Source organism: Candidatus Schekmanbacteria bacterium RIFCSPLOWO2_02_FULL_38_14, assembly GCA_001790855.1.
Taxonomy (GTDB): Bacteria; Schekmanbacteria; GWA2-38-11; order GWA2-38-11; family GWA2-38-11; genus 2-02-FULL-38-14-A.
In genome coordinates, this window is record MGDH01000040.1 from 1 (window position 1) to 15,270 (window position 15,270).

Sequence of the window (15,270 nt, forward strand, 5' to 3'; positions counted from 1 at the left end):
CTGACATTTTCACTTGGCTGTTACACTGACATTTTCATGTGGCTACCACAATTACTTTTAATTTGATTGACATAGTTTTTACAATTACCTAAATTTATAAATTTTATGGCTAATAATTTCTTACAAAAATTAAAAGAAGATAAAATAATCCCTTTTGACGGCGCGACAGGTTCGCTTATCCAGCAGATGGGAATTAAAACTGACACAGCCCCGGAAATGCTTAACCTTACTCACCGGGATATACTTCAGGGAATAGGAAAGGCTTACATTGCAGCAGGATGCGAAGTCTTGGAAACAAATACTTTTGGTGCAAACCGCATAAAGCTTAATAATTTTGGACTGGGAAATAAAGTTCATGAGCTGAACTGTCAAGGAGTAAAAATAATAAAGGAAATTGCTCCTGAAGGGGTTCTGGTTGCAGCCTCAATTGGACCTATAGGGAAATTTATAAAACCAGTCGGAGAATTAGATTTTAATGAAGCTATTGATGTATTCTCTGAACAGGTAAAAGCATGCGTTGATGGAGGGGCTGACCTTATAATTTTTGAAACCTTTTCAGACCTCTCAGAAATAAAAGCTGCAATAATCGCTGCAAAAAATACAACTGACATCCCCATTGTAGCAACAATGACCTTTCAGGAAGATTTAAGAACCCTCCTTGGCACAAGCCCTGAAATTGCGGCGATTGTCCTTGAATCAATGAATATCGCAATGATAGGGGCTAACTGCAGCTTAGGACCTAAAGGGCTGATAAAGGTTGCAGAAAAAATGGTAAAGGTGAGTAATACAGATTTTCTGTTTCAGCCAAATGCAGGGCTTCCAACTCTCAAAGACGGAAAAACCATTTTTCCTGAGACACCGCAGCAGATGGCAAAATCAGTAAAAAAATTCATCTCCATAGGGGCAAGAGGAATCGGCGGATGCTGCGGCACAACCCCTGAACACCTAAAAGCAATGCTTTCTTCAGCAAAAGACAAAAAACCAAGAAAAAGAAAACCGGTTTACGGCTTAAGAATAGCAAGCAGGACAAAAGAACTTGTAATCGGAAACAACAATCCAACAGTTCTTATTGGAGAAAGAATTAATCCTACAGGCAGAAAAGTTTTTTCTCAGGAAATAATTAACAGAAATTTTTCTCTTATAAGGAAAGAAGCAATTGAGCAGGCTAATAACAGCGCTCAGGCTCTTGATGTAAATGTAGGAGTCCCCGGAATAGATGAACCATCAATGATGAGGGAAGTAGTCAGAACTGTTCAGTCAGCAGTTGACCTTCCAATAATGATAGATTCAGCCACTCCTGAGGTTATAGAGGCTGGGCTTTCCGTATTTTGTGGTAAAGCAATTATAAACTCTGTTAGCGGTGAGGAGAAAAAACTTCAGGCAATACTGCCTATTGCAAAAAAATACGGCGCTGCAATTCTCGGGCTTGCAATTGATGATGAAGGCATACCAAAAACAGCGCATGACAGATTCCGCATTGCAAAAAAGATAATGGAAAGAGCCCTTGATTTTGGAATAAGCAGGAATGACATAATTATAGATTGTGTTGTCTCCACAGTGAGCGCTGAGCCTGAGCTTGTCCTTGAAACCCTGAAGGCAATCCGTCTTATAAAAGAAAAACTTAGACTTCCAACAATTTTGGGAGTAAGCAATATATCCCACGGGCTTCCCAGCAGAAGCCTCATTAATGCGACTTTCCTCTCAATGGCTATCAGCCACGGGCTTGATGCTGCAATAATCAACCCTTATGATGTAAGGATGCAGGAAGCCTTGTATGCATCTGCTGTTTTAACCAACAAGGACAAGAAAGCCCAACGATATATTGAAAGGGAAACTAAACAGTCAAGTACTGTTGTGATAACTAAAAAAGAAGGTGAGCAGAAAACAGTTGAAGCAAAGCCTCAATCAATTTCTGAGATGATATACAAGACTGTAATTGAGGGAGAAAAAGAAGGGATTCTGGAGCTAATAGAGAAAGCACTTTCTCAGGGAATGAAACCTCTTGAAATCAGCAACAATACTTTGATTCCGGCATTAGAAAAAGTAGGCGAACGTTTTCAGGGACAGGAACTTTTCCTCCCGCAGGTGCTCCTCTCAGCAGAAACAATGAAAATCGCTTTTGACAGGCTGAAAAAGGAAATGACACCTGCTGAACTTTCAGAAAGAACTAAGGTATTAATTGCTACTGTTGAGGGTGATGTTCACGATATTGGAAAAAACATTGTCGCAACCCTTCTTGCAAACCACGGGTTTGAAGTAATAGATATGGGAAAAAATATTTCTGCTGATAAAATCATAGACGAGGCAGTTAAGAAAAATGTCAATATCATCGGGCTCTCTGCGCTTATGACAACAACAGTCATGGAGATGGACAAGATAATCAAAAAACTAAAAGAGAAAAATTTGAACATTCCTGTAATTATTGGCGGTGCAGTTGTAACCCAGAGTTTTGCAGATAAAATCGGCGCATCCCTTTACGCCAAGGACGCCATTCAGGCAGTGGAGAGGTTGAAGGAGTTTTTGACAAAAAAATAAAAAGGATTTTGGAAAATAAATTTTTTAAGAATATATCTTAGTAGCTTCAATGTTCACGTGGAATCCTAATTTTTCAAGGTATTCATAACAATCATCCCATGTAAGCCCAAATTCTTTTACATCTGATAATCCGATATGTCCTAAAATATCGCGGATAGTTTCTAACTGCTTCTCCTCAAATTCTCCTTCACAAACCGCTGTTTCTGCCCAATTTACCAATTCAGCCAATGAAATTTTACGATTGATATATTGAAGTATCTTTTCACCTACAATATCCCTTGTTATAAACATATTTTACTCCCTTGCTTTACTGTGTCCTTTATCTATTGGATATTTTTCATGTATCTCTACTAATTTTCCATCGCTATCATAAATTTCCTGACAAAACCTGATTGTCTCCTCGTCAAAATTTACTTCTTTTAGATATCTTGCTTTCCAGCCAAACTTTCCTTTTATCTCAAACCAATATTTTCTACTACCTTCTGGTAAATCAATCCAATTTAAAAATTTCTTCTCATTCTGTAAACGCTTCTCATTAATCTCTGGCATATTATTTTCTTGCTGTTCCCTGTATTTTATATTTAAGGCAATAAAGAAGAACTGTCAAGGAGAAGGTTAGATTTTTTAAATAGTTTTATATCTTTTTTTTAAAATTTATAATATCAATTTTCCATAGATGATTTGATTATCTCAGGCATGAAATTATTAAAAATATATTTATCACTATCTCTTTTTATTTACTGCTCACCGATTCCTGCCTGCCGCAGGCAGGGGCAGGCACCCTTCACCCTCACTGTCCCCTCAACACCTTGAACTTTTTGCTATTGCTTGTTCCGTACCTTGTCATCACCCTGACTGAAACAGTTCTTCCTTTTTTACCTACAAACATATCAGGCACATCAACTGTTATGCTGTCAGTCCCCCATTCATAAAAATCAACTTCTGTATCACCAAACATTATCACACTGCCATAATCCTCTTCCCCGAAGCCATCACCGCTGATTACAACTTCTGAACCAATTGCACCTGTCTGAATGGATAAACCTGTAAGATGAGGTATTGGTTTTAAAAATTTGAAAGGTATCTGATTGCTTTCATTTTCATAAGCAGTTGCAACTTTGATTTTGTTTATTCCTGCCTTGCAACCCCATGGCATTAAAACCACAATTTCATCATCCTTCCAGCTTGATATATCAATTGCCTCAATCTCCTTCCCAAGTCTTTTAAAAACAACAACTCCTTCCTCATCACAAAAATCAGTCCCGCTTATTGTCACCTCATCCCCATAAGTCCCTTTTGTCGGACTAACACCTGCAATTTCAGGACTCTTATTAGCACAGGAAATTGTGGTAGTAGTGGTGGAGGTGGTGGTAGTCGTGGTAGTGATAGTAGTAGTAGTAGTTGAGGTAGAACCTTCATATTCTACTACATAACTATAAATAAAATTTTCTTGCTCGTTCCAATTTTTATTATTGTCGTTCCAAGTTGTTCCCCACACGAATTCAAGTGCATTTTCATTGCCACCACCATAATTATTAGGTTCATTCGTATCCCAGTTACTGTAAATAAAAGGTTCACCAGTCACCCACGACCATCCACCATTTGGCTCAGAAGACCCTGATGCTTGAAATCCTCCTATCCAAGAACGATGGAAGGTATCAGTTGCTCCAAGCATATTAATAATAAACTGATTTTCATCAGCAGATGTAATAGTAGCCAGATGACCTTTCATACCCAAAAATGTTGATGATTCAGCGGCTGTGTTAGCATCATCCCAATTAATACTTACATCAATTACATCATAGTAATGCCCGTTAACATCCCATCTTACAGGCGTTGCTTCAAGTGAAGTGTTAAAAAAAATTGCTATGAGTATAGTCAAGAATAGAACTGATTTTAGCTTTTCCATAAAAACTGCTCCTTTTGCAAAACTTTTGAGCCAACAGGTTCCTGCCTGACGGCAGGCAGGTAAAAACCTGTTTCTGCAAATTGTATCAACACACCTTCAGGTGTGTTGATTTCCCCTCACCCTTGCCCTCTCCCGCAAGGGGCGAGGGAATTTATCTTTAGCCATCTCCTGCACTAAAGCGAGAGAGAATTTTTTATAACCTCCAACTTCTTTCCCCTCCCCTTGTGGGAGGGGATTAAGGGGAGGGGTAAAACTAAAAAACCCTGACAGCACCGTTCGGAGCAATGTCAGGGTCTTTAGAAATAATATTCTTAGGGAAATTAAATCTGTCTGTCTGTCTGTCTGTCTGTCTGTCTGTCTGTCTGTCTGTCTGTCTGTCTGTGCAAGGAGTGTGCCATTTTATTTCCTGAAAAGAAAACTATGTTACTTTTTTCATGCTATATATACTTCTTCATGCGCCAAGCTCTTGGCTGCATAAAGAAGAGCTGCACTAATATCTTCTTTTTTTAGAAAGGGATAATCTCTTTGTAGCTCTTGAATGGTTGCACCATAGGCAATTTTTTCAACAACTATCTCCACCGTAAGCCTTGTCCCCTTAATAACTGGTTTCCCAAGCATAATTTTTGGGTTAATAACAATTCGTTTAAGAAGATTTTTTTCAGTCATTTCATATCCTCCAATGGGACAAATCTGATTCTTTTTTTTGTTATTACAACAAAGTGATTTAAAAGTTTGTTGCTGTAATCCCTTAGAAGTTTTCCAATTAATTTGACCTTCTCTTGTGATATCTGTCCTTTTACCCTAAGAAGGATCACTCCAATAGATACTTTTTTTTGTAAAAAAATTAATTCTCCAAAATCCTTATCATTAGTTATTATAATTCTTTTTTCTGTATTTGCAATCTTTATGAGTCCTTCATCGTTCATTTTACAATCATAATCTGCAACCCATTTTACATTATAACCATTTTCTAATAGATAATCTACAATAGGTTTTTCTATATTTACATCAGCAATGAATTTTATGTTCTCCATTCAATCGCCTTAATTCACAACCCTTTAGCATGATTAATTTTTAACAAAATTTATTCTATCTGTGTAAGGAGTGTGCCATATTATTTCTTCTTGTAAAAACATCCATTGTGGCTGTCCTAATATTTTCGCAGACTAAAGTCTGCGGCTACATTTTTGGACATGGATAAACCCTGTCCCTACAATTTTCTTCTTGTTCTGGAAACATCTATTTTGATTTAACTATAACTGGTTTGTTTTCTTTGTCAATTAGGTTTTTTGGAAATGGCAAAATCGACGTTTTGAATTGGATGGATTTTATATAAATAAGCCTACCGCTTACAGCTTATAACTTACAGCTCCCCTCACCCGCATCTGTAGCAGACACCCATTCCGCCCTGCGGGCATTGCCAGTCTATGGCATTATCAGTACAGGCGATTCTGCAGGTCCCGCATTCAAGGCAGTTTTCAAAGGCTATGTGTATCTCTTCTTTGCCTTCTTCCTCAGTATAGACCTTTGCAGGACATATGGAGAGACATATTTTCTGGGTTTTGCATTTTTTGCAAACTTCATGGTTTATCTTTATGTGGCTATCTTTTGAAGGATTATATTTAACAGTAAAAAGCTTATCTTCAATCTTAAGCTCTTTTGGCTCTTTTAAAGCCTGCTCTGCCTCTTCTTTTTTCAAGTCAAAGCCCTCCTTGCCCTGTTCATATCCCATAAAAGTTTAATAATATTTGAATTACTTGTCAAATTCCTGAAAACCTCTTTTTTTATTTCAGCCTTTGACTTGTCAGAAACTGTAAAGTAATCAACAGCCATATCTACAAAATTATTTGGATAATTATTAAGAATCTGAGGGTTATGATGGAGAAACTTTGATGCCTTCCTGAAATGTCTGAGGTCCTTCATTATAAAGCTTTCTTCCAATTTCTCAGTATAATAAGAAAGTGTTCCGGCAGAAAAATCGCTTTTAAGCTTTGCCCTTATAGCTGTCTCGCCTGCAAGAACACCTGATTCCATTGCAAGGTTTGAGCCTTCGTGGTAGTGTGAGGTATTAACAAACCCCGCAGAATCCCCGACCAGTATCAGTCCGTCTGTTACAAGTTTTGGAAGACTGTCATAACCGTATTCAGGTATCATGTGTGCGGAGTATTCTATTGTTTCACCGCCTCTGATAAGATTTTTTACGCAGGGATGCTTTTTTAAATGGTCAAGCAAATCATTCGGGTTAATTTTTTTCTCTGTAAAATCATGAATTGAACAGCTTACTCCTACTGAAATACTCTCTTTGTTGGTATAGATAAAAGCGCCTCCTACCATTCCCTGAACTGCATTGCCGAAATATTCAAATGCAACACCTGAATTTTCTGACAATGCAAACCTGTCTTCTATTATCTCTTTTGGCAATGCTATTACTTCCTTTACTCCTGTAACCATTTCATTTGGTTCAGGCTTTTTTTTGAGTCCGGATTTTTCGGCTAAAAGTGAGTTGGCGCCTTCAGCACAAATAACTATGTCAGCATACATAGGACCTTCTTTATCTGTTTGTACTCCAACAATCTTATCCCCGTTTCTCAAAAAATCAGTAACCGTAAAACCAGAAAATATAAAAGAATTTTCATTAAAAATTGCTTCAGTCTGCTCAGCAAACCAGCGGTCAAATTTAGACCTCTGAACAGTGAAGCTGTTGTTAAAAGGGGGTTTATTGTATCTTTCACTCTTTAACTCAAAAGACATCTCGGAGTCTTCAGTTAAATAGGAAAATCTTCTTCCTATAATATTTCTTTCTACCGGCGCTTCTTGCCAAAAATTAGGAATTAGCTTATTTAAAACCGTTGTAAAAAGTATTCCGCCAAATAAATTCTTTGACCCCGGATATTCTCCCCTTTCAATAACAGCAACATCCATCCCTTGCTTAGCCATTACATATGCAGCAGAAATTCCTGCAGGCCCAGCGCCTACAACAATCGCATCAAACTTTAATACTTCTTCTTCTGCCATTTTTTACTCCAACCTCTAATTTCGATAGACAGGGTTTTCTAACCCTGTCTTGGCAGGACAAGAATGTCCTGCCTATCGGTTTTTCTATTCTTAAGAACTTTGAATTCTAAACTCCAAATGACAGGCGAGACGCCTGTCCTTCTATTCACCACTATATTCCTGTTCACTGTTCGCTAACAACTTACTTTATTTCCCCAGCACTTTTTTTACTTCCTGTGCCAGAACTGGAACCACCTGAAACAAATCTCCAACTATTCCGTAATCTGCCATCTGAAAAATTGGGGCATCAGAGTCCTTATTTATTGCAACTATACACTTTGATGATGACATTCCTGCAAGATGCTGGATAGCCCCTGATACTCCGCATGCTATATAAAGATTCGGAGAAACAACCTTACCTGTCTGTCCTACCTGGTCAGAGTGAGGCCTCCAGCCTGCATCCACAACAGACCTTGAAGCTCCTACAACTCCTCCTAAAGCATCAGCCAGTTCCTCAAGAACCTTAAAATTCTCACCGCTTTTCATTCCCCTGCCGCCTGCAACAATGACAGAAGCCTCTGTCAAATCCATCTTTCCTCCTGCAGCAGCAACTATTTCTTTAACTTTAGCTCTTATGCTTTCAGCACTGAAACCAACATTTATTTTTTCAACAGAAGCCTTCTTATCAGGACTTGGTGCTGATACAGAGAATACATTAGGTCTTAAAGTTATAAAAAATGGCTCTTTTGAGCAACCTACTTTCGTCATGATTTTTCCTGCGTATACTGGTCTTGTTGCTTCAAGCTTTCCATCCTTAAAAGCAACCCCAATACAATCCATTGCCACACCGGTTTCAAGTTTTGCAGCAGCAGCAGGAGCTAAGTCTTTTCCCATTGAGGAGGCAGGTAAAAGAACAATCCCTGCATCACATTTTTTTACTGCATCCACAAGCACAGAAGAATATCCCTCTGAAGAATATAATTTTAATATTTCACTGTCAGCAACAAGAACTTTATCAGAACCATAGCTTCCAAGTTCTGAGGCTAACCCTTCTATGCCTGAGCCTATTAATAAAGATACCAATTCGCTTTTTATCTCATCAGCAAGTTTTTTCCCTGTGCTGATTACTTCATAAGCATTCTTTTTTAATTTTCCATCCCTTTGCTCTGCAAAGGCTAAGATTGCTTTCCCCATCACATCTCTCCTTTACAAAATTTTTGCTTCAAACTGAAGCAGTTTTACAAGTTCCGGAACTGCCTCAACATTCTGACCAACAATTTTGCCTGCTTTTCTGGCAGGGGGCGGCTCCATTTTTAGAATCTGAATCCTTGAATCAATCTTTTCAGGAGCTTTTTCTTCAAGGCTCTTTTTCTTTGCTGCCATAATACCTTTCAAAGATGCGTACCTTGGCTCATTTAACCCTTTCTGGGCTGTAAAAACTGCCGGTAAATTTGTTTCAACAACCTCGCTCCCGCCTTCTATCTGCCTGTGTGCAGTGGCTTTTCTGTCTGAAATTTCCAACTTGGTAACAACATTTACACATGGAATATTCAAAAGCTGTGCTACCATTGAGCCTACCTGGCAATTGTCATCATCAACTGCCTGTTTGCCAAAAAATATAATGTCAGGGTTTATTTCCTTTAAAGCCTTTGACAGTGCATTTGCAGTGGCGAACGAGTCATAATCTTCTGATTCGTCCTTGAGAAGAACAGCCCTGTCTGCACCCATTGCAAGGGCATTTCTGATAACAGGTGCAGCCTTTTCTGAACCAAGAGTCAGTATTATTACCTCTCCCTGCCCCAGTTTTTCTTTTATTCTCAATGCCTCTTCAATCCCATACTCATCATAAGGGTTTATGACATATTCAATTCCTGCCGGGTCTATTGATTTACCACTGCTGCCAACCCTTAATTTCGCTGCAGTGTCAGGAACTCTTTTCATACATATAACTATCTTCACAATCCTTCCCTCCTTTTACATTAATGCCTTCTTTTACACAAAAAATATCAGGTCCTTACAGTCCGTTAAAAAAAATTCCTATTCGCTGTCATTGCGAGGAGCGATAGCGACGTGGCAATCTCTAACTCATTGATTGCATAAAACTGGGATTGCTTCGCTTTGCTCGCAATGACAATATTGCGAGTTTTTCAACAGCCCGCTTAAAGCTGTTTTTACCTTAGTATAACATCATCCCTTCTCAGCTCATAATTTTTTCGCTCATATAATAGATAAATAAAAATGTCAATTAGAAAGCAGAAAGATTTTACGGGAAGAAACAACTCCGATTTGTTTTATTTTTGTTGATTTTGGCAGTTTTTTGGAAATTCCTTTAAGCTGTTTTTCACTTAAAAGATATATAACCTTTTTCTCAGACAAAAGATTCTTTTCAACTATTTCCCATGTCTTATCTTCAGGAATTAAACTGTTTAAATAAAAGGGAATCCCCCTTTCGCGTTCCGAAAGCTTAAAGCCTCTCAGTTTACTCAGATCAGCAACCTCTTTTTTCAAAATATCAGCAATATAATTATAACTTTTCACCTCTCTTACAACATAAAAATAAGGAGTAAACATAAACACTGTGCAAAGAGTAATTGAGACAAATAATCTTTGAAATTCATTTTTGAAGTAAAAATTTAATGTTAATATAAATAAAAGGAGCGCAGCAGCAGAACAAGCAATAAGCCATAAATTAATATTTTGATACCACATCTGTATAGCAATCACAGCAAACATATATATGACTACAACTGCTGTTAATATTCCGCCTAACACCCTTGCAAACTTTGATGGAGCTTTTTTCAAAAACTCTTTTTCAAACCACAGAGCAGTCAATATTGAAAAAGCCGGGACAATAGGAAACAGGTACAGGCCTCTCTTTGTAGAAGGCAGGCTTAAAACCAGAAATGGAACAAATGCAAATAATCTTGTAAAAAGGATTTCTCTTCCCTTTTCAAGCGAAGAAACTCTTATATTTTTAATAATATCATAAACCACAAGAGGAAACAGAATTGCCCATGGGAAGATGACATCAAATATTTTTGGAATATAATAAAAGAACCCATGTTTATGCCCCAGTGACGCATATAAAAATCTATCAAAATGGTTATCTATAAAAAATATACGAAAATATCTTGTCCCTCCTTCTTTCCAGAGCAAAATGAACCATGGAGCCGTAATAACCAAAAATATCACAACACCAAGCCATATTTTCAGCTCTTTAATAGCACTTAATTTTTTCTCAAATATAAGGAAAACAAAAACAGCAGAGAACGGGATTGCCACTCCAATAAATCCCTTGCTTAAAAAAGCCAGACTCATCATTACATACATAAGGGAAAAATTCAGAATCTTTTTTCTCTCGCACAGATAACCTGAAACAAAAAAATAGATAGCTCCTATTACAAAAAATGCCAATGAAGTATCTATCATACACATATGAGTCCTGTGCATGAATTCATTAGTTGAACAGGTAATTAGAGTTGATGAAATTCCAACAGTTCTTCCAAACATTTTAGAAGCATAAGCATATGTAAAAAGCAGAATCCCCAACCCGAAGAAAGCTGAAGGAAGCCTTGCAAGAAAAGCATTCGCCTTTCCGGCAATGCCAAATACTGCAACAACAGACCAGTAAAAAAGAGGTGGTTTTTCAAGGAAGGATTCTCCATTAAGTGTTGGCACTGCAAAATTTTTGCTGACCCACATCTCCCATGCTATTCCTCCTTCTCTTGGTTCATCAGGCGACAAGAGCTCGTGTTCTCCAAGTCCAAGGAAAAGTGCTGGAACAGCAATCAGAAGAAGAAGAAAGATATAATTATATTTTTTTTTATTATCAGAAAAAGCATTCATTCATAAAATTTTATTTAATAAATTTCAAAAACGCAAATGTTTTAATTGAATTGAAAGGATTTCAAAAGAATCATGGAGTGCGAGGTGTTAAAAATATGGAAGAGAGGGAGGGATGAAGGGTGAAAACATCCCGGTTGGACCCTCTCTCCACAAACCCCTCCTCTAAAACTGGAGGGAATTTTTTATTTATTGATAATCAAACCCCTTCTTTGCTGACTTTCTAAAATCAATTTAATTTTTCTAATATTTTTTAACAATTAACCAAATCACAGGCTTTATGTGATTTAAGTCACACTATGAAGTTAAGGGAGAAAATTTAAGAGAGGATTTTTTTAAATTCTTTTGATAGCAGAAAATAGTTATGGCTTCCAGCAAAATCAAGATGCCTTACCTTTATTCCTTTAGGCAGAGATTTTCCAGCATTTTCAAGTTTTTTATCAATAACTATATAACCAACACTCCTGTTAAACAGAAGATTTATTTTAAACATTAAATCTGAAATGTATGATATCGCCATCTTTAACTTCATATTCCCTTCCTTCAATCCTTAAAAGTCCTTTTTCCCGCATTTCATGCTCTGAACCAAGCCTTAATAACTCTTCATAGCAATAAACCTCTGCTTTTATGAACCCCTTTTCAAAATCAGAATGAATTTTTCCTGCTGCTTTCTGGGCAGTTGTCCCCCTTTTTATAGTCCATGCTTTCACCTCCGGACCCTGTGTAGTAAAAAAAGTGATTAAATTCAGGAGTTCATAGCCTGCACTTATTATTTTTTCAAGCCCGGACTCATTAATCCCCATACTTTTTAAAAATTCTTCCCGTTCTTCAAGAAGCAATTGTGCAACCTCAGCTTCAACCTTTCCGCATATTGTCAATATCTTTGCGCCTTCTTTTTGCGCCTTTTCTCCAACATTTTTTATAATATCTGAATCCTTCTCAATTTCATTTTCATCTGTGTTAATCACATAAAGGGTTGGTTTTTGAGAAAGAAGGAGAATATCCTTCAGAGTTTCAGTCTCATCATTATTCAATTTTAATACTCTTATGGGAACGCCCTGATTTAAACTCTCTCTTATTTTATTAAAAAACCCGAGATTTTCTGCAAGCTTTTTGTCAGCTATCTTTGAAAGCCTTTCATTTTTTTCAATCCTTTTGTCAATATTTTCAATATCTGCAAGAATAAGTTCAGTGTTGACAATATCCATGTCTCTCAGAGGATCTATGGCTCCCTCAACATGAGCAATATCATCTTCTTTAAAACATCTTAAGACATGGATGATAGAATCGACATTCCTGATATTTCCCAAGAACTGATTGCCCAATCCCTCACCCTTGCTGGCACCCCTGACAAGCCCGGCAATATCAACGATTTCCATTGTGGTATGAACTGCCCTTTCGGGCTTAATAATTTCAGCAATTTTGTCAAGTCTTTTATCAGGAACTTTTACTATTCCTACATTTGGATTTATTGTGCAAAAAGGATAGCTTGCAACCTCTGCATGGGCTGATGTGAGGGCATTGAATATAGTTGATTTTCCAGCATTAGGCAAGCCTACTATTCCGCAATTAAAACCCATAAATTTAAATCCTAAATTCTAATATCGTTCGACTGATGGTTCGACAAGCTCAGGGTAAACTCTGGAAGCGCCTGCCTGCCTGCCGGCAGGTGGCAATCTCATTATTTTCAAATGGATTCTGAGATTGCGGAACCTGTTCCGAGCCAATGAGATTGCTTCGCTTCGCTCGCAATGACAGGCGAAGGAACCTTGCTCCTCGCAATGATGTGTGCAAAGATTTCTTTTTTTGGCTTTTGATTTAATATTAACCCACATTTGATTTTATTAATCCTTTTAAAGAACTCCATCCAGCCATAATTCCAAGAATTCCTGCCGGGAAAGTTGCTATTCCGGAAATTAATGACAGATATGAACCAGTTTTTTTCTTTCTTGTTAAAAGAAGAATTCCCCCAATTATTGAAAGAAAGCCTGCCAGTAAATTAATTGTTCCTATCCATTGGTTCATTGTAGAGCAATAAAGCCAGCAGGTAATGCCTATATCAGGCTGATAAAAAGTTAATGGATAGACAGGTTCCCAGCAGACCATGCAGTATATTCCGCATGCCAGAACCAATATTCCGGAAATAATGGGGAGATACCCAAACCTTTGCTTAATTTGCTCATTAAAAAAAGACATTTTGGCACAGAAAATGAAATCATTTTCTTGAATCCTCGAACCCTTCTGTAGGGAATACTAAATTAGGAGTCAGGAATTTTGAATCAGAATCAGCTATTTGAATATTGGAAGGTTTAATATCCATTCTATCTTGAAAACTTCTCCGATAGTTCCAAGTCCCAGCAGCAGGACATATATAATAAGAATCCCTAACAATATTTCTGCTTTGTATTTCTGATAAAATCTTTCATTTTTTTCATTTGTCATAATAGATTCCTCATAATAAAATGTTTTTTATTTTTATTTCAAAAAACTTAAATAACTACTCTTTCACGCTTGAAAGTTCATAGCAGACAAACATATAGGAACTTATTCTTTACATTTGGAGATTTCCTGCAGTAAACGCAGGAAGTTTTAAAATTAAGTCTATTTTTTTTATAATAAATTAATAATTCCTTATTTTCAAGCATTATTTAATCAATCTAACATCTAACTTATTTCTTGACATCTAATTTTTTTGATAATATTTTGCGACCGAGTTCCTATAATAGGTTTATAAAAGAGGTATCTTTCTATGAAACTAAAAATAGGTTTACCAAAAGGTAGCCTCCAGGAATCAACCTTAAAAATCTTCAAAAAGGCAGGATTTCAGATAACTGTTGGGTCACGCTCCTATATCCCTTATATAGATGACCCGGAACTGGAAGGGCTTCTTGTAAGAGCACAGGAAATGGCTCGTTACGTGGAAAACGGAGTGCTTGATGCAGGAATTACAGGAAAGGACTGGATTCTCGAGCAGAATTCTAAAGTAATAGAAGTTGCTGATTTGAATTATTCAAAAGAAGGATTAATGCCTGTAAGATGGGTAGTTGCCGTCCCTGTTGATTCAAAAATCAAATCTGTAAAAGACCTTAAGGGCAAGAGAATTGCTACTGAGCTTGTCGGGTTTACCAAAAGGTATTTTAAAAGCAAAAAAATTGATTGCGCTGTAGAATTCTCATGGGGCGCAACCGAAGTCAAACCTCCGTATCTTGCTGATGCAATCGTTGACGTAACTGAAACAGGAGCATCTTTAAAAGCAAATAATTTAAGAATTATTGATACCATTCTTGAATCAACAACAAAATTTATCGCAAATAAAAATTCATGGAAAGACAGGTGGAAGAGAAACAAAATCCAGGACCTTGCAATATTGCTTCAGGGAGCCCTGAATGCTGAAATAAAAGTTGGACTAAAAATGAATGTAAAAACAAAAAACTTAAATAAAATCACTTCTCTTCTCTCAGCTCTCCACACACCTACCATTTCAACCCTTGCTGATTCAGGTTGGCTGGCACTGGAAGTAATTACTGACGAGAAAAAAGTCCGTGATTTAATTCCACGACTGAAAGCAGCCGGAGCCTCGGGAATCGTTGAATATCCTCTCAATAAGGTGATATATTAAATTTTTTGAACTACTTTCCCAAAAACAGTGTTTCCCGAGGTTTGTCTTTTTATCTTTTTTCCCTTCAACAAGGACAGAAACAGTTTTATAATATAAACATCAGCAAGTATGTTGAGGGAAACAAATTCCAAGCCCTGATTATGCAACTCCTGCTTCATCATAGCTTCATCAAATTGATTTGCCTTGCACCCAAGTGTATAGAAAGCAATTTTCATAGGTAGTCTGTTTATTATAAAGTTTTTTATGCGTCAACTAATTTAACCATACAGAAAAATCATTCTGTTAAAGCCAAGTCAATATGTCAGTTAACTGCCGAGTAAAAATGTCAGTAACGGTATAAAGTTTATTTTGAGATAATTTCAGTGAAGAC

General features: G+C 37.1%; 15 protein-coding genes. 2 read left to right on the forward strand and 13 right to left on the reverse strand.

Features of this window, described 5'->3' with window-relative positions:
• Positions 1–105: 105 nt before the first annotated feature.
• Positions 106–2,535 (forward strand): hypothetical protein, encoded by a 2,430-nt coding sequence (locus tag A3H37_02270; GenBank protein OGL48254.1) that lies wholly within the window; start codon positions 106–108, stop codon positions 2,533–2,535.
• Between the two features lie 24 nt (positions 2,536–2,559).
• Here the strand turns inward: A3H37_02270 and A3H37_02275 are convergent, their stop codons facing one another.
• The 12 genes from A3H37_02275 to A3H37_02330 all read right to left on the reverse strand — a co-directional run bounded on the left by A3H37_02275 (position 2,560) and on the right by A3H37_02330 (position 13,477).
• Complete coding sequence (locus A3H37_02275; protein OGL48255.1) at positions 2,560–2,826, reverse strand: hypothetical protein; 267 nt, start codon at positions 2,824–2,826, stop codon at positions 2,560–2,562.
• 3 nt (positions 2,827–2,829) lie between these two features.
• Positions 2,830–3,084, reverse strand: coding sequence for a hypothetical protein (locus A3H37_02280; protein OGL48256.1), 255 nt, complete (start codon positions 3,082–3,084; stop codon positions 2,830–2,832).
• A 241-nt stretch (positions 3,085–3,325) separates the two neighbouring features.
• On the reverse strand, positions 3,326–4,444 hold the full coding sequence (locus A3H37_02285) for a hypothetical protein (protein OGL48257.1): 1,119 nt from the start codon (positions 4,442–4,444) through the stop codon (positions 3,326–3,328).
• A 432-nt stretch (positions 4,445–4,876) separates the two neighbouring features.
• Entirely contained in the window at positions 4,877–5,110 is a 234-nt protein-coding gene (locus A3H37_02290; GenBank protein OGL48258.1) for an antitoxin, read from the reverse strand.
• The gene (locus A3H37_02295; GenBank protein ID OGL48259.1) at positions 5,107–5,478 is read right to left on the reverse strand and encodes a hypothetical protein; all 372 of its coding nucleotides are present in this window, start codon (positions 5,476–5,478) and stop codon (positions 5,107–5,109) included. The genes A3H37_02290 and A3H37_02295 overlap by 4 nt, the downstream gene beginning before the upstream one ends.
• 341 nt (positions 5,479–5,819) lie before the next feature.
• The gene (locus A3H37_02300) at positions 5,820–6,143 is read right to left on the reverse strand and encodes a hypothetical protein (GenBank protein ID OGL48260.1); all 324 of its coding nucleotides are present in this window, start codon (positions 6,141–6,143) and stop codon (positions 5,820–5,822) included.
• On the reverse strand, positions 6,140–7,459 hold the full coding sequence (locus A3H37_02305) for a hypothetical protein (GenBank protein OGL48261.1): 1,320 nt from the start codon (positions 7,457–7,459) through the stop codon (positions 6,140–6,142). The genes A3H37_02300 and A3H37_02305 overlap by 4 nt, the downstream gene beginning before the upstream one ends.
• Before the next feature lie 186 nt (positions 7,460–7,645).
• Positions 7,646–8,632 (reverse strand): electron transfer flavoprotein subunit alpha, encoded by a 987-nt coding sequence (locus A3H37_02310; GenBank protein OGL48262.1) that lies wholly within the window; start codon positions 8,630–8,632, stop codon positions 7,646–7,648.
• Between the two features lie 12 nt (positions 8,633–8,644).
• Positions 8,645–9,397: an electron transfer flavoprotein subunit beta gene (locus tag A3H37_02315; protein ID OGL48263.1), complete on the reverse strand. Its 753-nt coding sequence runs from the start codon at positions 9,395–9,397 to the stop codon at positions 8,645–8,647.
• Positions 9,398–9,679: 282 nt separating this feature from the next.
• Positions 9,680–11,284 (reverse strand): hypothetical protein, encoded by a 1,605-nt coding sequence (locus tag A3H37_02320; GenBank protein OGL48264.1) that lies wholly within the window; start codon positions 11,282–11,284, stop codon positions 9,680–9,682.
• A gap of 482 nt (positions 11,285–11,766) precedes the next feature.
• Positions 11,767–12,861: a redox-regulated ATPase YchF gene (locus A3H37_02325; protein ID OGL48265.1), complete on the reverse strand. Its 1,095-nt coding sequence runs from the start codon at positions 12,859–12,861 to the stop codon at positions 11,767–11,769.
• 244 nt (positions 12,862–13,105) lie between these two features.
• On the reverse strand, positions 13,106–13,477 hold the full coding sequence (locus A3H37_02330; protein OGL48266.1) for a hypothetical protein: 372 nt from the start codon (positions 13,475–13,477) through the stop codon (positions 13,106–13,108).
• Between the two features lie 553 nt (positions 13,478–14,030).
• On the opposite strand from A3H37_02330, the gene A3H37_02335 reads away from it, so the two are divergent.
• Positions 14,031–14,900 (forward strand): ATP phosphoribosyltransferase, encoded by an 870-nt coding sequence (locus A3H37_02335; protein ID OGL48267.1) that lies wholly within the window; start codon positions 14,031–14,033, stop codon positions 14,898–14,900.
• On the opposite strand, the gene A3H37_02340 is transcribed toward A3H37_02335, so the two are convergent.
• Positions 14,897–15,115, reverse strand: a complete 219-nt coding sequence (locus tag A3H37_02340) for a hypothetical protein (GenBank protein ID OGL48268.1) — start codon at positions 15,113–15,115, stop codon at positions 14,897–14,899. The genes A3H37_02335 and A3H37_02340 overlap by 4 nt on opposite strands.
• Positions 15,116–15,270 lie beyond the last annotated feature (155 nt).

What these genes read in the sequence shown, in the direction of transcription:
- A3H37_02340 (OGL48268.1), bottom strand. Translation starts at nt 15,115, where the DNA reads ATGAAAATTGCTTTCTATACACTTGGGTGCAAGGCAAATCAATTTGAT.
- A3H37_02290 (OGL48258.1), bottom strand. Translation starts at nt 5,110, where the DNA reads ATGACTGAAAAAAATCTTCTTAAACGAATTGTTATTAACCCAAAAATT.
- A3H37_02270 (OGL48254.1), top strand. Translation starts at nt 106, where the DNA reads ATGGCTAATAATTTCTTACAAAAATTAAAAGAAGATAAAATAATCCCT.
- A3H37_02320 (OGL48264.1), bottom strand. Translation starts at nt 11,284, where the DNA reads ATGAATGCTTTTTCTGATAATAAAAAAAAATATAATTATATCTTTCTT.
- A3H37_02310 (OGL48262.1), bottom strand. Translation starts at nt 8,632, where the DNA reads ATGGGGAAAGCAATCTTAGCCTTTGCAGAGCAAAGGGATGGAAAATTA.
- A3H37_02335 (OGL48267.1), top strand. Translation starts at nt 14,031, where the DNA reads ATGAAACTAAAAATAGGTTTACCAAAAGGTAGCCTCCAGGAATCAACC.
- A3H37_02280 (OGL48256.1), bottom strand. Translation starts at nt 3,084, where the DNA reads ATGCCAGAGATTAATGAGAAGCGTTTACAGAATGAGAAGAAATTTTTA.
- A3H37_02295 (OGL48259.1), bottom strand. Translation starts at nt 5,478, where the DNA reads ATGGAGAACATAAAATTCATTGCTGATGTAAATATAGAAAAACCTATT.
- A3H37_02330 (OGL48266.1), bottom strand. Translation starts at nt 13,477, where the DNA reads ATGTCTTTTTTTAATGAGCAAATTAAGCAAAGGTTTGGGTATCTCCCC.
- A3H37_02325 (OGL48265.1), bottom strand. Translation starts at nt 12,861, where the DNA reads ATGGGTTTTAATTGCGGAATAGTAGGCTTGCCTAATGCTGGAAAATCA.
- A3H37_02305 (OGL48261.1), bottom strand. Translation starts at nt 7,459, where the DNA reads ATGGCAGAAGAAGAAGTATTAAAGTTTGATGCGATTGTTGTAGGCGCT.
- A3H37_02285 (OGL48257.1), bottom strand. Translation starts at nt 4,444, where the DNA reads ATGGAAAAGCTAAAATCAGTTCTATTCTTGACTATACTCATAGCAATT.
- A3H37_02275 (OGL48255.1), bottom strand. Translation starts at nt 2,826, where the DNA reads ATGTTTATAACAAGGGATATTGTAGGTGAAAAGATACTTCAATATATC.